The organism is Pseudomonas avellanae BPIC 631, assembly GCF_000444135.1.
In the GTDB taxonomy this organism is placed as follows: domain Bacteria; phylum Pseudomonadota; class Gammaproteobacteria; order Pseudomonadales; family Pseudomonadaceae; genus Aquipseudomonas; species Aquipseudomonas avellanae.
Map to the genome: position 1 here is coordinate 19,316 of NZ_ATDK01000223.1, position 19,249 is coordinate 38,564.

The following is a 19,249-nucleotide window of genomic DNA, read 5'->3' on the forward strand; positions in this document are numbered from 1 at the left end:
ATGGACACTTTCAGCTACCTGGGCCAAGGCTTCGGCGTCGCGCTCACCCCGTACAACCTGATCACTGCACTGTCAGGCACGCTGATCGGCACCGTCGTAGGCCTGCTGCCGGGGCTGGGACCGATCAACGGCGTAGCGCTGCTGATACCCATCGCCTTTGCTCTGGGACTGCCGCCCGAATCAGCACTGATTCTGCTGGCGGCTGTTTACCTGGGCTGCGAGTATGGCGGCCGCATCAGTTCCATTCTGCTGAACATTCCGGGCGAAGCGTCCACGGTCATGACCACGCTGGACGGTTATCCGATGGCGCGTCAGGGCCTGGCCGGGGTTGCGCTGTCGCTGTCGGCCTGGAGTTCGTTCATCGGTGCGCTCATTGCCACCTGCGGCATGGTGCTGTTCGCGCCGTTGCTCGCAAAGTGGGCAATTGCCTTCGGTCCTGCGGAATATTTCGTACTGATGGTGTTCGCCATCGTCTGTCTGGGCGGCATGGCGGGCGACAGGCCCCTGAAAACGTTCATTGCTGCGCTGATCGGTTTGTTTCTGTCTGCGGTGGGCATTGATGCCAACAGCGGGGTGTATCGTTTTACCGGGGACAACATTCACCTGACCGATGGCATTCAGTTCGTGGTGCTGGTTCTGGGACTATTTTCGATCAGCGAAATCCTGTTGCTGCTGGAGAAAACCCATCGAGGTCAGGAGGCGGTCAAAGCCACCGGGCGCATGATGTTCAACTTCAAGGAAGCGGCCTCGGTGTTCGTGGTCAACATTCGCTGCGGGCTGTTGGGCTTCATTCTCGGCGTGCTGCCAGGTGCCGGTGCGACGCTGGCCAGCGCGGTCGCTTACATGACGGAAAAGCGCATAGCAGGCCCGGCCGGCAAATTCGGTCAGGGTGACATGCGCGGCCTGGCAGCCCCGGAAACCGCCATCGGCGCCAGTGCGTGTGGCGCTCTGGTGCCGATGCTGACGCTGGGCGTTCCGGGCTCGGGCACCACCGCCGTGATGATCGGCGCGCTGTCGCTGTACAACATCACGCCGGGGCCGATGCTGTTTCAGCAGCAGCCAGATATCGTCTGGGGGCTGATCGCCTCGTTGTTCATCGCCAACATCATGCTGGTGATCCTCAATATCCCGATGATCCGTATCTTCACCCGCATCCTCGCCGTGCCGAACTGGGCGCTGGTGCCGGTGATTGCGATCATTACCGGGATCGGCGTGTACGCGGTGCATGCCACCACCTTTGACCTGTTCCTGATGGTCGGCATCGGCATCTTCGGTTACATCCTGCGCAAGCTGGACTTCCCGCTGTCGCCGATCCTGCTCGGCTTCATCCTCGGCGGGCTGATGGAGCAGAACCTGCGCCGTGCCCTGTCGATCTCCAACGGCGAGCTGGGCATTCTCTGTGCCAGCCCGATCACGCTGGGCGTCTGGGTGGTGACCGTGTTGATGCTGCTGTTCCCGCTGATCCGTATCTGGCGCAAGCGCGCAAAACAGCGGGCTGCCATGACACATGGCTGATTCGTCTCTGCGCCACTGGTGGGCGACGCCGCTGGTCGGTCTGCTTGGCGGGTATCTCGCCAGCCAGGTCGGCTGGCCGTTGCCGTGGATGGTCGGTTCTTTACTGGCGATCATCCTGGTGCGCTGCCTGACACCCTGGCAACTGGCGCAGATTCCCGGTGGACGCAAATGCGGTCAGTTGATCATTGGCATCGGCCTGCACTTCACCCCGTTGGTCATCGAACAGGTGCTGGCGCACTTCGGGCTGATTTTCATCGGTGCGCTGGTTACCAGTCTGTCGTGTCTGGTCGGCGTCTGGCTGATGCTGCGCACCGGAGAGGACCGCCCAACGGCGTTTTTCTCGAGCATGCCGGGCGGTTCCGGCGAGATGGTCAACCTTGGCGCACGCAACGGGGCCAAGCTCAGCAGCGTTGCTGCCGCACAAAGTCTGCGAGTGCTGGCGGTGGTGTTGTGCGTGCCGGCGGTCTTCAAATACCTGCTGGGTGATGGCGCGCCTGCGCTGCACACCACAATCGTCGACTGGCGCTGGCTGGCCTTCCTGCTGGTGGCCGGCGTGGCATTGGCCTGGCTGTGGCAACGCCTTAAACAGCCTAACCCGTGGCTGTTTGGTCCTTTATTGCTCAGCGCCGTGGTGAGTGTGGTCTGGGACCTGAAAATCGGCCTGCCCAATGGGGCCAGCCAGCTTGGTCAATTGCTGATCGGCAGCGGGCTGGGTTGTCACTTCAATCGGGAGTTCTTTCGTCGAGCGCCTTCGTTTCTGGCGCGCACGCTGCTGGGCACTGCGCTGACCATGTTGATCGCAGCGCTGGCGGCACTGGGGCTGAGCGCCCTCACCCATCTGGATGTGCGCTCACTGACGCTGGGCATGATGCCCGGCGGCATTGCCGAAATGAGCCTGACCGCCGAGGTGCTGCAACTGTCGGTGCCCTTGGTGACGGCCATGCAGGTGATGCGACTGCTGTTCGTGCTGTTTCTCGCCGAACCGCTGTATCGACGCTGGAACACGCGGAGCGCTGACTGAAGACGTTGATCAGAGCGCAGGCAATCGCCAGTCAATGGGCGCCAGGCCATTCTGCTCAAGGTACTTGTTGGCACGCCCGAAGTGCCCGTTGCCTAAAAAGCCTTTATACGCCGACAGCGGCGACGGATGGACCGAGGTCAGCACCAGATGCTTGGTCGCATCGACCAGCTTCTGCTTGCCTTGTGCGTGAGCGCCCCACAGCAAAAACACCAGATGCGGCTGATGCTCGCTGACCACCTGAATGATCCGGTCGGTAAAATGCTGCCAGCCCTTCCCCGCATGAGACGCAGCATTGGCGCGCTCGACCGTCAGGGTGGTATTGAGCATCAGCACGCCCTGATCAGCCCAGGATTGCAGGCAACCGTGGTTCGGAATATCGATGTTCAGGTCGCGTTTCAGCTCTTTATAGATGTTGACCAGCGAAGGCGGCGTCGGCACGCCTGGCTGCACCGAGAAGCACAAGCCGTGGGCCTGGTTAGGGCCGTGGTAAGGGTCCTGGCCGAGAATGACGATTTTTACGTTGTCCAGCGGCGTGGAGTTCAGCGCATTGAAAATCAGCGGCCCCGGCGGATAGATCTCCTTGCCAGCGGCATGCTCCTGACGCAGAAACTCGCGCAGCTGCGCCATGTAGGGCTGCTCGAATTCGTCACGCAGGGCTTCTTTCCAGCTTGGCTCAAGCTTGATGCGGTCGTCGCTAGTCATGGTTACATCCGGTAAAAACAATGCGCGGACACTAGAAAAGCCCAGCAGCAAAGTCAATGCCGGTTGCGCTCTGCGCAGTCAGGATAAAACGCAGAGCGTCCAGAAAGGCGTGCCGACGCAGAGCATCGGCACAGTAGTCAATTCACAGCGTTGGCGTTGTAATAAACGCTCAGGTTTCGGCTATCGATGGCCGCCACGACCATCGCCGCGTCCGCCCCGTCCATGATCGCGGCCATCGCGCCCGCCTCGACCACCGTGGTCATCCCAGCCGCGATTGCCACGGTCTGCGCGGAAACCGTCGTTACGCCCGAAACCACCATTGCCACGAAAGCCGTCATTCCTCCAGCCATAGCCCGGCGGGCGTCCTGGCTGGTAATAGCGCGGCGCGGGGGGTGGCGCGTAATAACGCGGTGCCGGAGCGTAATAGCGAGGTTGGGTGTAATAACGCGGTTGCGGCGCCACGTAGACGCGCCGCTCCTGATAATAGGTGGCGTTATAACCGTTGTCGTACGCGTAAGCACCCCCGCTGACGACCGTCGTCGGCTGTGTGTACACATCAGATTCGTAGTATCCAGGGCCTGCGTAGCAACCAGTGAGGAAAAGGGTCAGCAACGTGATAAGCAAGGGTCTTCGATACATGGCGGCCTCCTGGACCGCGATTGGGCACAAACCAGCGACGCTGGTCGGCGTCCGCCAAAGCGGTTGGCGGACGAAAAATCAGACAGCGAAAAGGCCTTCTAGTGCCCTGAGGTCTTTACCTTCTGCGCCGTTTGCGTACTGGAAATCGATCTGCAAAAGGCTCTGAAACCATGGTTTGCGGGACTGTCGCAGTTTCTTACAAAGATGCTACAAAACATTTCGCATCTGCCGAAAACCTCGCGCCTCATCGCAGTGCAGCGGCGCACCAGCACAAGGCGGTTCTGCGTCCACCAAACATCCTCGTTCAGCAGCGCCCCATTAAAACCGGTGCTTTGCTCAAGTTGGCACAACTCTCGCTTGAGGACTGTTGTGCAGGAGTCAACACAGGTTCGCGGCACCACAATTTGCAATAGCCGACTAGGGTTCCGGCTTGCCGACAGGCAAGTGGCTGGTCCGAGAGTTGGCGACCTCCAGTAGAGGTTACACGGCGGGACAAAAGCCCGGGAGACAGGGACACCAGTGGTGTCACGTTGCTCCTGGCCGCCTTTTTTCACTACTGGAGATTTCTCAACATGCAAAAGTCTCGTCTCTTCGGCCTGCTCACCGCAGGCCTGCTGGCTGCGTTGAGCCTCTCGGCGAATGCCGCCCAGAAAGATCACTTCAACGTCTGCTGGACTATCTATGCAGGCTGGATGCCGTGGGAATACGCAGGCAGCCAGGGCATCGTCGACAAATGGGCAAAGAAGTACGGCATCAAGATCGATGTCACCCAGCTCAATGACTACGTCGAATCCATCAACCAGTACACCGCCGGCCAGTTCGATGGCTGCACCATGACCAACATGGACGCCCTGACCATCCCGGCCGCAGGTGGCGTGGAAAGCACGGCGCTGATCGTCAGCGACTTCTCCAACGGCAACGACGGCATTGTACTTAAGGGCACAGGCAAAAAAGTGGCCGACCTTAAAGGCATGAACGTCAATCTGGTCGAACTGTCGGTGTCGCATTACCTGCTGGCCCGTGCGCTGGACTCCGCCAAGCTCAGCGAAAAAGACCTCAAGGTGGTCAACACTTCGGACGCTGACATCTCGGCAGCCTTCAATACGGACGACGTGCAGGCGGTCACCACCTGGAACCCGATGCTGTCGGACATCAAAGCCAAGCCTGGCGTGACCGAAGTGTTCAATTCCAGCCAGATCCCTGGCGAGATCATGGACATGATGGTCGTCAACACTCAGACCCTGAAAGACAACCCGGTTTTGGGCAAAGCCCTGACCGGCGCATGGTTTGAAGTGGTCGCGCTGATGAACGCCAAAAACGCCCAGAGCAAAGCCGCACTGGAGCAAATGGCCAAGGCGTCGGGTACTGATCTGGCCGGTTTCCAGGCGCAGCTCGACACCACCAAGCTGTTCGCCACGCCCAAGGAAGCGCTTGAGTTCGCCACCAGCAAACAGCTGCCAGACACCCAGCGCAAGGTCGCGGACTTCTCGTTTGCCCACGGCTTGCTCGGTGAAGGCGCGCGTGATGCAAATGCGGTCGGCATGTCGTTCGCCAACGGCGTGGTCCTCGGCGACAAGGCCAACCTCAAGCTGCACTTTGACCCCAGCTACGTGCAGATGGCCGATGCGGTCAACCGCATGGCGTTCACCGCAGACACGCGAACCGGCGACTACCTGTTATGGCAAGACTCGGCATCGAGCCTCAAGCGCCTGGCCATCGGCCTGGGAATCAGCGCGCTGCTGGGTCTGTGTCTGGGCATTGCAGCGGGCATCCTGCCGCTGTTCGGTGCACCGCTGTCGCCCTTGCTGACGGTGCTGTCGATGGTGCCGCCGCTGGCAATCCTGCCGATTCTGTTCATTGTCTTCGGCCTGGGTGAGCTGTCGAAAGTGATGCTGATCGTGATCGGTATCACGCCGATTCTGGCCCGTGATCTGGAACAGCGCGCCCGGGAAATTCCGGTCGAGCTGCTGATCAAGGCACAGACACTCGGCGCGTCGACGTGGACGCTGATTCTGCGGGTGGTCCTGCCGCAACTGCTGCCACGCCTGTTGATCGCCCTGCGCCTGGTGCTCGGCTCGGCGTGGTTGTTTCTGATCGCCGCCGAGGCCATTGCCTCGACTGACGGTCTAGGCTACCGGATATTTCTGGTCCGCCGTTACCTGGCGATGGACGTGATTCTGCCTTACGTGGTGTGGATCACCCTGCTTGCCTGGCTGATGGACTGGGGCCTCAAAGCACTGACCCGCCGCGCGTTCCCCTGGTACGAAGGAGCCCGCGCATGAGCTTTATCTGTGTGCGCAATGTCTGGCAGCAATACGACGACCAAGTGGTGCTTGAGGGCCTGAATCTGGACGTGGCCGAAGGCGAGTTCTGCACGCTGGTCGGCGCATCTGGCTGCGGCAAATCCACGTTCCTGCGCCTGTTGCTGGGTCAGGAAACCCCCAGTCGCGGCCTGATCACGCTGGACGGCGAGGCCCTTCGCGATGAGCCGGACGCGAGTCGTGGCGTGGTTTTCCAGCGCTATTCAGTGTTCCCGCACTTGTCAGTGCTGGACAACGTGGCGCTGGGCCTGGAACTGCCCCGCGCGTCTTGGTCAGGCCGTCTGTTCGGTCGGGCCAAACGCGAGGCACGCGAGCAGGCCGCGCAACTGTTGGGAAAAGTCGGTCTGGGCCACGCGCTGGACAAGTACCCGACGCAGTTGTCCGGTGGCATGCAACAACGGCTGGCGATCGCTCAGGCACTGATCATGAAACCCCGAGTGCTGCTGCTGGACGAACCCTTCGGCGCGCTCGACCCCGGCATTCGCAAGGACATGCATCACCTGCTGCTGGAGTTGTGGCGCGAGACGAAACTGACCGTGTTCATGGTCACCCACGACCTGTCCGAAGGCTTCAACCTCGGCACCCGCCTGCTGGTGTTCGACAAGGTGCGCCACGACCCGCACGAACCCGGCGCGTATGGCGCGCGCATCACTTACGACATCCCCCTCAACAGCGAACGCCGCGCCGAACGCGCTGCCATCGATTCGCTGCTTACCGTTTCAGAGGAGCCCGTTCAATGACTGACTCGACCACCCTTTACCCGGTTTTCGCCGAAGAACTGCTGCCCGCTGGCGGCCACCGTTCTTTCATCCTCAAGCGCGGCGAGCTGCTGCGTCTGACTGACCTGAACGGCAATGCCAACGTCAGCCTGACGCTCCTCAACGCTCACGAAAAAACCGAGCGGCTGAACCTGCCCGACAGCCTCAAATGCCAGCACACTGCCAAGTTGAGCAACAGCCACTGCCTGTATTCGGACATGGGCCGCGTGCTGGCCGCCATCGTCACCGACACCTGCGGTTGGAGCGACAGCCTGGGTGGCGTGCTCAACGCTCAGGAAGTCGCTGAAAAATACGGCCAGGCCCGCTATCAGGAACTGCGCAATGGCTTTTTTCGCAACGGCGTCGACAACCTGCTGGTCGAGCTGGGCAAATGGGGGTTGGGCCTGTCGGACCTGCTGATGACGCTCAACCTGTTCAGCCGCGTCGATGTCAGCGAAACGGGCACGCTGCATTTTGCCCCGAACAACTCGAAAGCCGGAGACTACATCGAGCTGTATGCGCCGATGGACACGCTAGTGGTGCTGACCGCGCTGCAACACCCGATGGACCCTAACCCTGAATACGCGCCGCAACCGCTCACGCTCAGCTGGATGAAAGCCGACGCTAGCGTCGCCGAGCACTGCCGCACCTCGCGCCCTGAAAACGAGCGCGGTTTCATCAACACCGACCGCCTGTTCGCCTGAGGAGCCCTGTCATGAACTCACATAATAATCATCATCATTGCTGCGACGCGACCATTGCGGCAGGTGAGCCGTTTCTGGCCGAGGTCAAAGCCGGGCAGACCGTGCGCATTCTCGACCTGGAAGGCAATCAGGCGGTCGACACGCTGTTTTTCAGCCTTGCCAACCCACGCGAACGCTATGACGTGCAACGCACGTTACGCCGCCAGAACAGCGTTTACCTGACCACCGGCAGCGTGCTGTTTTCCAACCTCGGCCAGCCGATGCTGACCATCATCGATGACACCTGCGGTCGCCACGACACGCTGGGCGGCGCGTGTGCACAAGAAAGCAACACCGTGCGCTACGCCCTGGAAAAACGCTACATGCACAGCTGCCGCGACAACTACCTGCGCGCCTGCCTGCACGACGGTCGCCTGACCAAGGCCGACATCGGCCCCAATATCAATTTCTTCATGAACGTGCCGGTGACAGCCGACGGCGGCCTGACCTTTGAAGACGGTATTTCTGCGCCCGGCAAGTACGTCGAGCTGCGTGCCGAGATGGACGTGATCGTGCTGATTTCCAACTGTCCGCAGTTGAACAATCCGTGCAACGGCTACAACCCGACGCCCGCGCAGTTGCTGATTCGCGACTGACCCGGCGACCGCCACCAGCAACGGACGACCGTTGCGTAGACAGATCAATAGCGGGACGGCCCGCTTCCCAGCAAGAAACCGAGCGCGTCTGGGTTTCCGGGGTTATGCCATGTTCGACAAACTGCTGATCGCCAACCGTGGCGCCATTGCCTGCCGCATTCTGCGGACCCTGCGCACGTTGCAGGTCAAAGGTGTGGCGGTGTATTGCGAAGCCGACGCCGCCAGCCTGCACCTGATGCAGGCCGACGAAGCCCACAGCCTGGGCGAAGGCGGTGCGGCCGGGACGTATCTGGCGGTGGACAAGATCCTCGCCATCGCCAAAGCCAGCGGCGCCAACGCCATTCATCCGGGTTACGGCTTTCTCTCCGAAAATGCTGCATTTGCCCAGGCCTGCGAAGACGCCGGTATCGCCTTCGTCGGCCCGACGCCCGAGCAACTGCGGATGTTCGGCCTCAAGCACACGGCCCGCGCGCTGGCCCGACAACACGGCGTGCCGCTGCTGGAAGGCACCGAACTGCTCGACAGCCTGGAATCGGCCATCGTCGCGGCACGTGATATCGGCTACCCGGTCATGCTCAAAAGCACGGCGGGGGGCGGCGGTATCGGCATGCGCGTGTGCCGCAGTGCCGAGGAGTTGGCAGACTCGTTCGAGGCCGTCAAACGCCTCGGCCAGAACAATTTTAGCGACGCGGGTGTGTTCATCGAGAAATACATCCAGCGCGCCCGCCATCTGGAAGTGCAGGTGTTCGGCGACGGCCAGGGCGAGGTGCTGGCCCTCGGCGTGCGCGACTGTTCGGTGCAGCGCCGCAACCAGAAGGTACTGGAAGAAACCCCGGCCCCGAACTTGCCAGAGGGCATGGCCGATGAGCTGTGCGCGGCGGCGATCAAGCTGGCCAAAGCCGTCAATTATCGCAGCGCCGGGACCGTCGAGTTTGTGTTCGACAGTGAGGACCAGCGCTTCTATTTTCTGGAAGTGAACACGCGCCTGCAGGTAGAGCACGGTGTTACCGAACAGGTGTGGGGCGTCGATCTGGTCGGCTGGATGGTGCAACTGGCTGCCGGTGATCTGCCACCGCTCGGCCAGTTGCAGGCCAGCTTGCAACCGGTCGGCCATGCCATTCAGGCGCGGCTGTACGCCGAAGACCCGGGCCGCGATTTTCAGCCCTGCCCTGGCCTGCTGACAGCGGTGAATTTTCCGCCTGCTTATGGGCAAGCGCTGCGCATTGATACCTGGGTTGAAGCCGGTTGCGAGATACCGCCGTATTTCGACCCGATGATCGCCAAGCTGATCAGTTGGGCGCCGACCCGTGATCAGGCCAGCGCCGGGTTGGCTGCAGCGCTTCATGAAACGCGCCTGTATGGCGTGGAGACCAACCGCGATTACCTGCGCCAGATCATCGAAGACGTACCGTTCGCCAGCGGCCAGCCATGGACGCGCTGCCTGGAAGGCCTGGTGTATCACGCTGATACGTTTGAGGTGTTGAGCGGCGGCACACAGACCAGCGTTCAGGATTATCCCGGCCGACTGGGCTATTGGGCGGTCGGTGTACCGCCGTCCGGTCCGATGGACAGCCGCGCCTTGCGTCAGGGCAATCGGCTGCTGGGCAATGCCGAGGGCTGCGTCGCGCTGGAAATCACCATGAGCGGGCCGTTGCTGCGCTTCAATACCGACGCGGTGATCGCAGTGACCGGCGCGCATGTCCCGATCACGCTGGATGGCGAACCCTGTGCCATGAACACCGCGCTGCTGGTGGGTGCCGGTTCGACCCTTGCGCTGGGTACTATCGAGGGCGCAGGCGTACGCAGTTACCTGTGCGTGCGCGGCGGGCTGGACGTGCCGGATTATCTGGGCAGCAAAAGCACCTTCACCCTGGGCCAGTTCGGCGGGCATGGCGGTCGGGCGTTACGCACAGGTGACGTGCTGCATATCGAGCCTTTGGTTGACCGCAGTGCGGGCCAGCGAATGGCTGATGAAGAGCTTAATGCACTGAAAGAGGTTCGCCAGATCCGAGTGATCTACGGCCCGCACGCCGCGCCGGAATACTTCACCGAAGCCTACATCGAAACGTTCTTTGCCACCGACTGGGAGGTGCATTTCAACTCCAGCCGCACCGGCGTGCGCCTGATCGGCCCCAAGCCTGAATGGGTCCGCGCGGACGGTGGTGAGGCGGGTCTGCATCCGTCCAACATCCACGACAACCCGTATGCCATTGGCGCGGTGGATTTTACCGGTGACATGCCGGTCATCCTCGGCCCGGACGGCCCGAGCCTGGGCGGCTTCGTGTGCCCGGTAACCATCATCGAAGCGGACTTGTGGCAGCTGGGGCAGTTGAAAGCTGGCGACCGGGTGCGGTTTTACCCCGTGAGCGTCGAGGCGTGTCATGCGGCGATGAACTCACAAGGCCCGCTTAACACCCGCGGGAGCGGACCGGGCGACGCTTCGCTTGTCCGCGAAAGCAAACTTCCAGACACAAAAAATACATCGGATGTACCGCCCCATTCGCGGACAAGTCCGCTCCCACAAGGTATAGCGAATAACACCTGTGGGAGCGAGCTTGCTCGCGAAGGCGATATTCCAGACACAGAAAATGCATCGGATGTACCGGCCTCTTCGCGAGCAAGCTCGCTCCCACATAAGGTAGCCAGCCTGCCCAGCCCGATCATTCTCGACATCGGTAAAGACGACAAGCGCCTGGTGGCGCGGCTCTCTGGCGACACCCATCTGCTGCTGGAAATCGGCGCGCCCGAGCTGGATCTGGTGCTGCGGCTGCGCGGCCATGCCTTGATGCTGGCGCTGGAAGCCAAGGCGCTGGCGGGGGTGATCGACCTGACGCCGGGCATTCGCTCGCTGCAAGTCCACTATCGCCCCGAGCAACTGCCGCTTGATCAACTGCTCGGCATCATTGCCGGCGAATGGGACGCCGTGTGCGCAGCGAAAGACCTGCAAGTCGCGTCACGCATCGTCCATCTGCCGCTGTCCTGGGACGATCCGGCCTGCCAGTTGGCCATCGAGAAATACATGACCACCGTGCGCAAGGACGCGCCGTGGTGCCCGAGCAATCTGGAGTTCATCCGGCGCATCAACGACCTGCCCAACCTCGACGAAGTGCAACGCACGGTGTTCGACGCCAGCTATCTGGTCATGGGCCTGGGCGATGTGTACCTGGGCGCACCGGTTGCCACCCCGCTGGACCCGCGCCACCGTCTGGTGACCACCAAGTACAACCCGGCGCGCACCTGGACTGCCGAGAACTCGGTCGGCATCGGTGGTGCCTATATGTGTGTGTATGGCATGGAAGGCCCCGGCGGTTATCAGTTCATCGGGCGCACGTTGCAGATGTGGAATCGCTATCGCGAAGTCGCAGCCTTTGAAGGCAAGCCGTGGCTGTTGCGCTTCTTCGATCAGATCCGTTTCTACCCGGTCAGCGCCGACGAACTGCTGCGCATTCGCCGCGATTTCCCGCTGGGCCGTTTTGCGCTGAACATCGAACACAGCACCCTGAACCTGGCCGATTACCAGACCTTTCTGACGCGTGAAGCCGACGGCATCACGGCGTTCCGCGCTCAACAACAGGGAGCATTTAACGCCGAACGTGAACGCTGGATTGCCAACGGCCAGGCCGATTTCCAGAGCGACGAAGGTGTCGCGCCGTACATCGAAGAACTGCCCCTGCACGCGGGCCAGCAAGGCATCGACAGCCACATCGCCGGTAACCTCTGGCAGGTCCAGGTGCAACCCGGCGAGCGTGTCGAAGCAGGCGATGTGCTGGTGATTCTGGAGTCGATGAAGATGGAAATCCCGCTGCTCGCACCCGTCGCAGGCGTCGTGCAGGAAGTGCGGGTACAACCTGGCTCGGCGGTTCGCGCTGGGCAACGGGTCGTGGTGCTGGCAGCAGACTGAACCGATCAACTTTTCAAACTTCGAGGGAATCCTGTCATGAACGACACAGCTCTGCCGAACAACTTTCGCCTGGACACCGTACGCGCCGCCTACCAGGCCGGCCATCTGTCGCCGCGCCAGCTGATTCTGGCCCTGCGGGAAAAGGCCGCTGCGCTCAATCCCGCTTATCACCTGTTCATTCACCTGCTCAGCCCGGCTGAACTTGAACCTTATCTGGCCGCGCTGGAGAGCCGTGACCTCAAGGATCTGCCGCTGTACGGCGTGCCTTTCGCGATCAAGGACAACATCGACCTGGCCGGCATTCCAACCACCGCCGCCTGCCCGGATTACGCCTACACGCCAGAGCGCTCGGCGACCATTGTCGAACAACTGATCGCACTGGGCGCAGTGCCGATGGGCAAGACCAATCTCGACCAGTTCGCCACCGGCCTCAATGGCAGTCGCTCGCCCTATGGCGTTTGTCCCAACAGCGTTCTTAACGATTATCCGTCGGGCGGTTCAAGCTCCGGCTCTTCACTGGCGGTCGCGTTGGGAGTCAGCAGTTTCGCGCTGGGCACCGACACCGCAGGCTCGGGCCGAGTACCGGCGGCGCTGAACAATCTGGTTGGCATGAAAGCCAGCAAGGGCTTGATCTCCACAGCGGGTGTGGTGCCCGCGTGCCGCACACAGGATTGCGTCTCCACTTTCACCGCCACGGCAAGAGAGGCCAGCCAGTTGTTGGGGCTGGTCGCCAGGTTTGATCCGCGCGACGAATATAGCCGTCGCAACCCACAGTGGAACGACGCCTCGGCGTTCGGCGCGCCTCGCCCGTTCCGCTTCGGTGTGCCGCGAAGCGAAGACCTGGCGTTTTTCGGCTGCAGCGAAGGGCCGCAGCTGTTCAGCGACGCCATCGCACGCCTCACTGCACTGGGCGGCGAGGCGGTCACGCTGGACCTGTCACCCTTTCTGGAAGCTGCACAGCTGCTGTACGACGGCCCGTGGGTGGCCGAGCGCTACGGCATCGCCGGGCCATTGATGGAGCAACATCCCGACGCTGTATTGCCGGTGATTCGCGACGTACTGGCCAAGGCACCGGGTGTGAGCGGGGTCGATACGTTTCGCGCGCAATACCGTCTGCAAGCGCTGAAAGCACTGTGTGATCGGGCGCTGGACGGACTGGATTGCGTAGTGACACCGAGCATCGGTCGCCCGGTAACCTCGGCAGAACTGCTCGCCGAGCCCGTGTTGCGTAACTCGGAACTGGGTTATTACACCAACTTCGTCAACCTGCTCGATTATGCCGCCATCGCAGTACCCAGCGCTTTCATGAGCAACGGCCTGCCGTGGGGCGTGACGCTGTTCGGGCGGGCGTTCACTGACCAGTATCTGCTCAGTCTCGCCGATGCATTCCAACGGCAAACCGCCCTGCCGCTGATTGGCGGTGACAGTCCGTCGCTGCCCGCGCCGAGCACTGCCGCCCGCAACGACATGGCCCGGCTGGTGGTCTGCGGTGCGCACCTGGACGGCCTGGCATTGAACTGGCAGCTCAAACAACGCGGTGCCCGCTTGCTGGAGGTCACACACAGCTCAGCCGACTATCAACTCTACGCGCTGGCCGGCGGCCCGCCGTTCAGGCCCGGCATGGTGCGGGTGGCCGAGCACGGCGTAGCGATTGCCGTTGAAGTGTGGGAGCTGCCGAGCGCCGAACTGGGCTCGTTCCTGACCGGTATTCCGGCACCGCTCGGCCTGGGCAAAGTGCAACTGGCCGACGGTCGCTGGGAAACCGGCTTCATTTGCGAAACCTCTGGGCTTGAAGGCGCTCGCGATATCAGCCACCTCGGCGGCTGGCGCGCCTACCTGCAACAGCAGTGACCGAACAGGTGGCATGCCTGGGTATGCCACCTGTCTCTCGATAAATAGTTATGCCGTTTGCAGGCACGCCTTCCGACATAGTGAGCACCCATTCACTTTGACCGGCCGTCATGAACCACCCCTGGAATCCGCTTCGCCAAGACACTTTGTTTCACCCCTCCTCTTCCCTGCTGGAACAGCCCGGTATCCTGCGGCCCGAACTCGGTAGCACACGGCACGACACGCTCAACGCTGCGCGGCCATTTACAGTGCCGCCGTTCCATTTGCCGCCTGAAAACCCCACGCCGCCGCTGCCTGAAGAGCGCGAACCTGAAGGGCAGTCTGCGCACATCGAACGCCAACTCAAGGCCTTGCGCGCAAGCCCCGGTTTTAAGCTGATTGCACACTCGGCATTGCTCCTGAAGGCCTGCCAGATGGACATGGACTTCCCACCGTCCCGACAGCACTACGTTCGCCAACAACTGATAATGCGGCTCACAGAAAAAACCGGCAAGACACTGAACCCCGACACACTGACGATGACCTTCAGCACCGAGAACCACCCCGCTGTGGACGACGATGGGCATGAGCGTTACAGCGCTCGCCTGTCACTGACCGAGCTGGCTTTAGCTACCTTCGACCCGGCGCTGCTTGTGGCCTTGAATCGCAGCGATATCACTGACACGCCGCTGTCTGACGAGACTCCGTCACTGAGCACCACGCAGGCGTTCAAGTGGGTCAGCGAGCTGCCTCTGGACCGCGATTACAGCGCATTGCTCGAGGCTTTCCGGGCCCGCCATGCAGAGACCTTCCGCGTGTTGTCACGGTTGAGCTTTCTGGACACGCTGGCCCGCCAATATGCCCACCGGCACATCAGCCTTGATGGCTACGTTCTGGCGCTGGACGCCTTGGGGCTGAGCAAATTTCCTGTCGATGCACAGGCGCTGGAACAAAGCGGGCACGCGGAAAAATCCGAGGTTCGCGTGCTGTCACTCAATGGCGAAACCGTGCGGGGCATTTTTCAGGTCCGCTCGAAAAACACCTCGCACTGCTTCATTCACGTGCTGGGCGCAAAGGGCAAGGTCATCGAATACATCAGCGATGATCCACAGCAGATGACCGACAGGCTGCTGGCGGCCATGAACGCTTCAGGCGTGTACGGCCACGTACTGCATGCACTTGAGCAGCACGTACGCCTTGCTGCCGATGCGCGGCTGATGACAGAAGACTTGTTCAGTGAACTGACACGGGCATCGCTTGCCGAAACGTCGTCCAGTAGCGACACACACCCAGACATAGATCGGCTCAACCCGATCACACGCAGCCTGGTGCTGGCCGGGGCCGTAGACCTCTGGCAGGCAGACGCCAGCATTGTGCAGCAGATACCGGTAGCGTCCAGAATGGCGGCCCAGGTAATGGCAACGTATCTACAGGAACACCACGGCCTGGCGCTCAACCCGGACCATGTGTTTATCGCCTATCAGTCCGGCAACTCAATCAGCCCGCTGGGCAGCCCGCGCAATCCGTCTACGTACGTCCATACCCCGGATGAAAAACCGGTCAGCCTGAGCGAAGCGCTGATGAACAATTATCGCGTTGATTCCCCGCAAGGCTACATTGACTACGATGGCCGCACGGTGGTCTTTCTCGACACCACCGGCAAAGGCGAAAGGGATCAAGGCCAATTGCTCGCAATCCCTGCGCAAGCACTTGAGGGCTACATCAAGGCGTTCGGTTTTCTGTCCTGGATGACCCGACGCATTGATGAATTCTGGGGACAGCAGAAGGCAGCAATCGAGCAGGCATTCCTCACCACGCTCATCACTCAGGCGTTGATCAGCCTCAAGCGCGGCCATCTCAAGCGCGGCGGCTTTGATCAGGTTGTAGATGCCCTCGCGACCTCGGCGCGGCACCCATGGCTGGCACTGGGCTTTTTCGTCAAGGGCGCGCTGATCGATGGCATGAAGCATCAATACACCGGGCTGCTGGTCATTGACCAACCGGGCAAACCGAAAGTGCTTTATCAGGCAGGGCACGCTGACGCCTTCATGGAGTTCACCGATGACAAGGCACTTGAGGGCTATCTGAATCAAAAAACGGCGCAAGCCGATTGGCGCGAGGCCGTGATGCGCTATGTGCCGGTCCGCCATCAAAAACGCCTGGACTACCTGTTCAAGCTGTGGGGCAGGGTTCAGGCCCCGAGCCCGCCCGCGTCCATTCTGCGTCCATGGACCGATGCACTGTATAACCCTGACACACAACAAGCCCTGCACCATTCATTGTGCGAAAAAAGGCTGGAAGACTCGCCGTTTGCCTTTTTCCACCAAGTTCTCAAACAAAACGCACTGGATGATGCCGCAGACAGAATCGTGACATCGGAGCAGGTTTCGCAGGCCTACTGGACCTCGCGCCTGCAGCATTTGCAATGTTTGCTGTTGCCCATGTCGCTGTTGCTGACACCGGCCTTCGTTGCTTCACTGGCGACAGAAATCGGCCTCACCTCACTGAGCATTGCCGCGACCCTTTTGCCGGGCAGTCGCTATGCAGAAAAGAACCAGGCGCTGCTGGCCACGTTATCGCTGGGCTTGATGCAGTTGGGCACGCAAACGCCGAGGTTGCTGCGCACGCTGAGCCGAATCGTGAAGCCTGCCGGGCACACCGCGCGGGTGGCTGGCGGATCCCTCAGCGCACCGCGCAGCGTCGCCCGGTTACGCCAGCGGCTCATGAAGCCGCGCCAGACCCGACTGGAGAAGTTCTTTCACACCGATGCGCTGCTCAAGCGCTGGAGCATTGCCGAGGCTGCATCACCAAGCCTGCTACCAGTGCATGCCTGGAAACTGGGCCGCAGGTTTCTGTTGTGGACATCGGACCGCGGCCAGGCGAGAACGCTGGTGATCAGCACGCACGGGTATTACACGCCGTGGACGGCGACGGTGAAGATCCCCAACGGCTCGGAGATCCGCACCTACGCACCTCATGGCTACGAGTTGGTGGACCCCAAACTGCATCGCATCGTCAACAAGAGCGCCCAGCCATTTGCGATCTCCAGCACGGCTGCAAACACGCTGGTTCAGCCACCGCCACTCATCGACTCCGTGGTGATCACCGACAAATTCATCGCCGGCACGTCGCTGCCAGGCAGGCTGAAAAACTACAGCCTGTCCAAGTTCCAGACCAGCACCGATGAGCCCTACGAAGAGATTGCACGGGTGGTGCGCAACGCCAATGCCTCGCCGCTCAGGGGCTGGTTGCAGCCGACGCCGATGGACGTGCTAACTGTGCGCAACCGCTTCGGCATGACACCTCCGTCACTGGCAGATCTATTCAACAGCCTGTCGGTTCAGGGCATTCATTACGACCGAATATTGCTGGTGCACTGTCGCTGCGCAGCAATATCGGCAGTGTTGCGCCGCGCCCCGGTCTATCATGCCCCCTCCACCCCGATCATCCAGCACGGTGCCTGATACCTGCATGACAACCGCCATGACCGACACCCGCCTGTGCCCTGTGTGCGGCTTCAGCAACCAGTGCAGCCTGGCCGACCCGCGCACTGCCGATCAGCCCTGCTGGTGTTTTTCGGAAAACATCGACCCGGCGTTGCTCGCCGCCTTGCCGGACGACCTCCGAAATCAGGCGTGCCTGTGCCCTCGCTGTGCGCTCGGCGTTGTACACAAGCCTGCTTTTGATTCTGGCCGGAGGCCGTAGGAGTCTTCGCTTGTCCACGATGGGCTGCGAAGCGGCCCCAAAGCCGGCCACCTTGGTTGTATCTGGCGAGACGACCGGTTTTACTGCTGGTTCCCGGCAGTTCGCGGACGAGTCCGCTCCTACAAAAACCGAGATATAGCGGACAAACGAAGCGTCACCCGGTCCGCACACATAACACGCTTCTGCCCGGAGGGCGTAGGAGTGGACTTGTCCACGATCTGCCGGGAACCGGCAGTAAAACCAGTGCATATGGTGTATCAGGCACAACTAAGACGGCCTGTTTTAGGGCCGCTTCGCAACCCATCGCGGAAAAGCGAAGCGTCGCCCGGTCAAGCGACCCGCCCGCTCACAGAGTAAGATGCGCGTCTCATCCGCCGTGCGTCGCCCTCCTCATGCGCCTTGATCGTTTCCTCAGCAACCTGCCCCGCTTCAACCGCAAGAGCGTGCGCCTGGCACTGGCCAGCGGCAGGGTGCAGGTGGACGGGCAAATCACCACGGACCCGCATTACGACGTGCGTGAGTTCAGTTGCGTAGTGTTAGATGCGGAAATCCTTCAGCCCGGCAAAGCCGCGCGCTACTTCATGCTGCACAAGCCGCAAGGCTGCGTCAGCGCAACGACCGATGCGCAGCACGCAACAGTGCTCGATTTGCTCGACGAGCCTGACAAACACGAACTGCACATCGCCGGACGACTGGACTTCAACACCACCGGTCTGATGCTGATTACCAACGATGGCCAATGGTCGCGACGACTTACTCAGCCGCAAACCAAAATGCCCAAAGTGTATTACGTCGAGACCGAGCAACTTATCGACGAGCGCTATGCGCTGACATTCGCCGAAGGTCTGTTTTTCTCATTCGAAAACATCATCACGCAACCGGCACAACTGACCGTGCTGGGGCCGCGAAGCGCGCGCTTGAGCATCATCGAAGGCCGTTACCACCAAGTGAAACGGATGTTCGGTCACTTCGACAACAAAGTGCTGCAACTGCACCGGGAAAGCATCGGCGCGTTGATCCTCGACCCGGCCCTGCCGCCCGGCGGCTACCGCTCGCTGCAGGCTGCGGAAGTAGCCCTGTTTTAGAAAGTCACAACCGTTCGGCGGAATAGCAAAACAACTCAAAAACCACGCTGGCGGATTATCGATTCGACTGCTTGACTGCAAGTGTCAGCCCTTATGCGACTGATGAGTCCACCTATTATTCCAAGAAACTCTTTGTCGTATCGAGCCGCTGGCTTGCGACAAATTGCCCGCCAATAACAATACCTGTCGAACAGTTTATCGGATCGACCTGGGCCTTAAATCGGCTATCGCCTGCCTGTCACGAAACTCGTGCAACGTCGTTTGCACGCAGACCTGTTTACGCCAGGAGTTACACCTATGTCGCCAGAAAAAGCAGTGCTGGACATACAAGTGTTGGCGCTGATTGAAAACTGACCCACCCTGCCGATTGAAAATTGACCCAGGACGGATTGCTGATTTCTGTCCCAGCAATTGTGGATAAGCTTAGCAGCAG

The 19,249-nt window shown here is 61.0% G+C and carries 13 protein-coding genes and 1 riboswitch; of the genes, 11 read left to right on the forward strand and 2 right to left on the reverse strand.

The window, feature by feature from the left end; genetic code table 11:
- A complete protein-coding gene (locus tag DW49_RS0110065) occupies positions 1-1,515 on the forward strand; it encodes a tripartite tricarboxylate transporter permease (RefSeq protein WP_005620127.1) in 1,515 nt (504 codons plus the stop codon).
- Positions 1,508-2,536, forward strand: coding sequence for an AbrB family transcriptional regulator (locus DW49_RS0110070; RefSeq protein WP_005620129.1), 1,029 nt, complete (start codon positions 1,508-1,510; stop codon positions 2,534-2,536). Before DW49_RS0110065 ends, DW49_RS0110070 begins: the two co-directional genes overlap by 8 nt.
- Before the next feature lie 9 nt (positions 2,537-2,545).
- Here the strand turns inward: DW49_RS0110070 and ung are convergent, their stop codons facing one another.
- Together ung and DW49_RS1000000129945 are read right to left on the reverse strand one after the other, a co-directional pair.
- Entirely contained in the window at positions 2,546-3,238 is a 693-nt protein-coding gene (gene ung, locus DW49_RS0110075; protein ID WP_005620131.1) for a uracil-DNA glycosylase, read from the reverse strand.
- Positions 3,239-3,418: 180 nt separating this feature from the next.
- Positions 3,419-3,793: a hypothetical protein gene (locus DW49_RS1000000129945; RefSeq protein WP_161780193.1), complete on the reverse strand. Its 375-nt coding sequence runs from the start codon at positions 3,791-3,793 to the stop codon at positions 3,419-3,421.
- Between the two features lie 490 nt (positions 3,794-4,283).
- Positions 4,284-4,386, forward strand: a riboswitch (guanidine-I (ykkC/yxkD leader).
- 63 nt (positions 4,387-4,449) lie between these two features.
- Here DW49_RS1000000129945 and DW49_RS1000000133905 point away from each other — a divergent pair.
- The 9 genes from DW49_RS1000000133905 (at position 4,450) to DW49_RS0110130 (ending at position 18,816) form a co-directional block, all read left to right on the forward strand.
- Positions 4,450-6,159 (forward strand): putative urea ABC transporter substrate-binding protein, encoded by a 1,710-nt coding sequence (locus DW49_RS1000000133905; RefSeq protein ID WP_024421233.1) that lies wholly within the window; start codon positions 4,450-4,452, stop codon positions 6,157-6,159.
- On the forward strand, positions 6,156-6,938 hold the full coding sequence (locus tag DW49_RS0110095; protein ID WP_005620133.1) for an ABC transporter ATP-binding protein: 783 nt from the start codon (positions 6,156-6,158) through the stop codon (positions 6,936-6,938). The genes DW49_RS1000000133905 and DW49_RS0110095 overlap by 4 nt, the downstream gene beginning before the upstream one ends.
- Positions 6,935-7,660, forward strand: a complete 726-nt coding sequence (locus tag DW49_RS0110100) for an urea amidolyase associated protein UAAP1 (RefSeq protein WP_005620135.1) — start codon at positions 6,935-6,937, stop codon at positions 7,658-7,660. Before DW49_RS0110095 ends, DW49_RS0110100 begins: the two co-directional genes overlap by 4 nt.
- An 11-nt stretch (positions 7,661-7,671) precedes the next feature.
- Entirely contained in the window at positions 7,672-8,295 is a 624-nt protein-coding gene (locus DW49_RS0110105) for an urea amidolyase associated protein UAAP2 (protein ID WP_005620136.1), read from the forward strand.
- A gap of 109 nt (positions 8,296-8,404) precedes the next feature.
- Positions 8,405-12,196, forward strand: a complete 3,792-nt coding sequence (locus DW49_RS0110110; RefSeq protein WP_024421234.1) for an urea carboxylase — start codon at positions 8,405-8,407, stop codon at positions 12,194-12,196.
- 36 nt (positions 12,197-12,232) lie between these two features.
- On the forward strand, positions 12,233-14,047 hold the full coding sequence (gene atzF, locus DW49_RS0110115; protein ID WP_005620139.1) for an allophanate hydrolase: 1,815 nt from the start codon (positions 12,233-12,235) through the stop codon (positions 14,045-14,047).
- Between the two features lie 110 nt (positions 14,048-14,157).
- On the forward strand, positions 14,158-17,490 hold the full coding sequence (locus DW49_RS0110120) for a dermonecrotic toxin domain-containing protein (protein WP_024420934.1): 3,333 nt from the start codon (positions 14,158-14,160) through the stop codon (positions 17,488-17,490).
- Positions 17,491-17,497: 7 nt separating this feature from the next.
- Positions 17,498-17,731, forward strand: a complete 234-nt coding sequence (locus DW49_RS0110125; protein WP_005620142.1) for a cysteine-rich CWC family protein — start codon at positions 17,498-17,500, stop codon at positions 17,729-17,731.
- A gap of 392 nt (positions 17,732-18,123) precedes the next feature.
- Positions 18,124-18,816: a 16S rRNA pseudouridine(516) synthase gene (locus DW49_RS0110130; protein ID WP_005620143.1), complete on the forward strand. Its 693-nt coding sequence runs from the start codon at positions 18,124-18,126 to the stop codon at positions 18,814-18,816.
- Positions 18,817-19,249: the final 433 nt, after the last annotated feature.

Bases quoted from the DNA above. Each gene is read 5' to 3' on its own strand.
- DW49_RS0110065 (WP_005620127.1), top strand. From the start codon at position 1: ATGGACACTTTCAGCTACCTGGGCCAAGGCTTCGGCGTCGCGCTCACC.
- DW49_RS0110070 (WP_005620129.1), top strand. From the start codon at position 1,508: ATGGCTGATTCGTCTCTGCGCCACTGGTGGGCGACGCCGCTGGTCGGT.
- ung (WP_005620131.1), bottom strand. From the start codon at position 3,238: ATGACTAGCGACGACCGCATCAAGCTTGAGCCAAGCTGGAAAGAAGCC.
- DW49_RS1000000133905 (WP_024421233.1), top strand. From the start codon at position 4,450: ATGCAAAAGTCTCGTCTCTTCGGCCTGCTCACCGCAGGCCTGCTGGCT.
- DW49_RS0110095 (WP_005620133.1), top strand. From the start codon at position 6,156: ATGAGCTTTATCTGTGTGCGCAATGTCTGGCAGCAATACGACGACCAA.
- DW49_RS0110100 (WP_005620135.1), top strand. From the start codon at position 6,935: ATGACTGACTCGACCACCCTTTACCCGGTTTTCGCCGAAGAACTGCTG.
- DW49_RS0110105 (WP_005620136.1), top strand. From the start codon at position 7,672: ATGAACTCACATAATAATCATCATCATTGCTGCGACGCGACCATTGCG.
- DW49_RS0110110 (WP_024421234.1), top strand. From the start codon at position 8,405: ATGTTCGACAAACTGCTGATCGCCAACCGTGGCGCCATTGCCTGCCGC.
- atzF (WP_005620139.1), top strand. From the start codon at position 12,233: ATGAACGACACAGCTCTGCCGAACAACTTTCGCCTGGACACCGTACGC.
- DW49_RS0110120 (WP_024420934.1), top strand. From the start codon at position 14,158: ATGAACCACCCCTGGAATCCGCTTCGCCAAGACACTTTGTTTCACCCC.
- DW49_RS0110125 (WP_005620142.1), top strand. From the start codon at position 17,498: ATGACAACCGCCATGACCGACACCCGCCTGTGCCCTGTGTGCGGCTTC.
- DW49_RS0110130 (WP_005620143.1), top strand. From the start codon at position 18,124: ATGCGCCTTGATCGTTTCCTCAGCAACCTGCCCCGCTTCAACCGCAAG.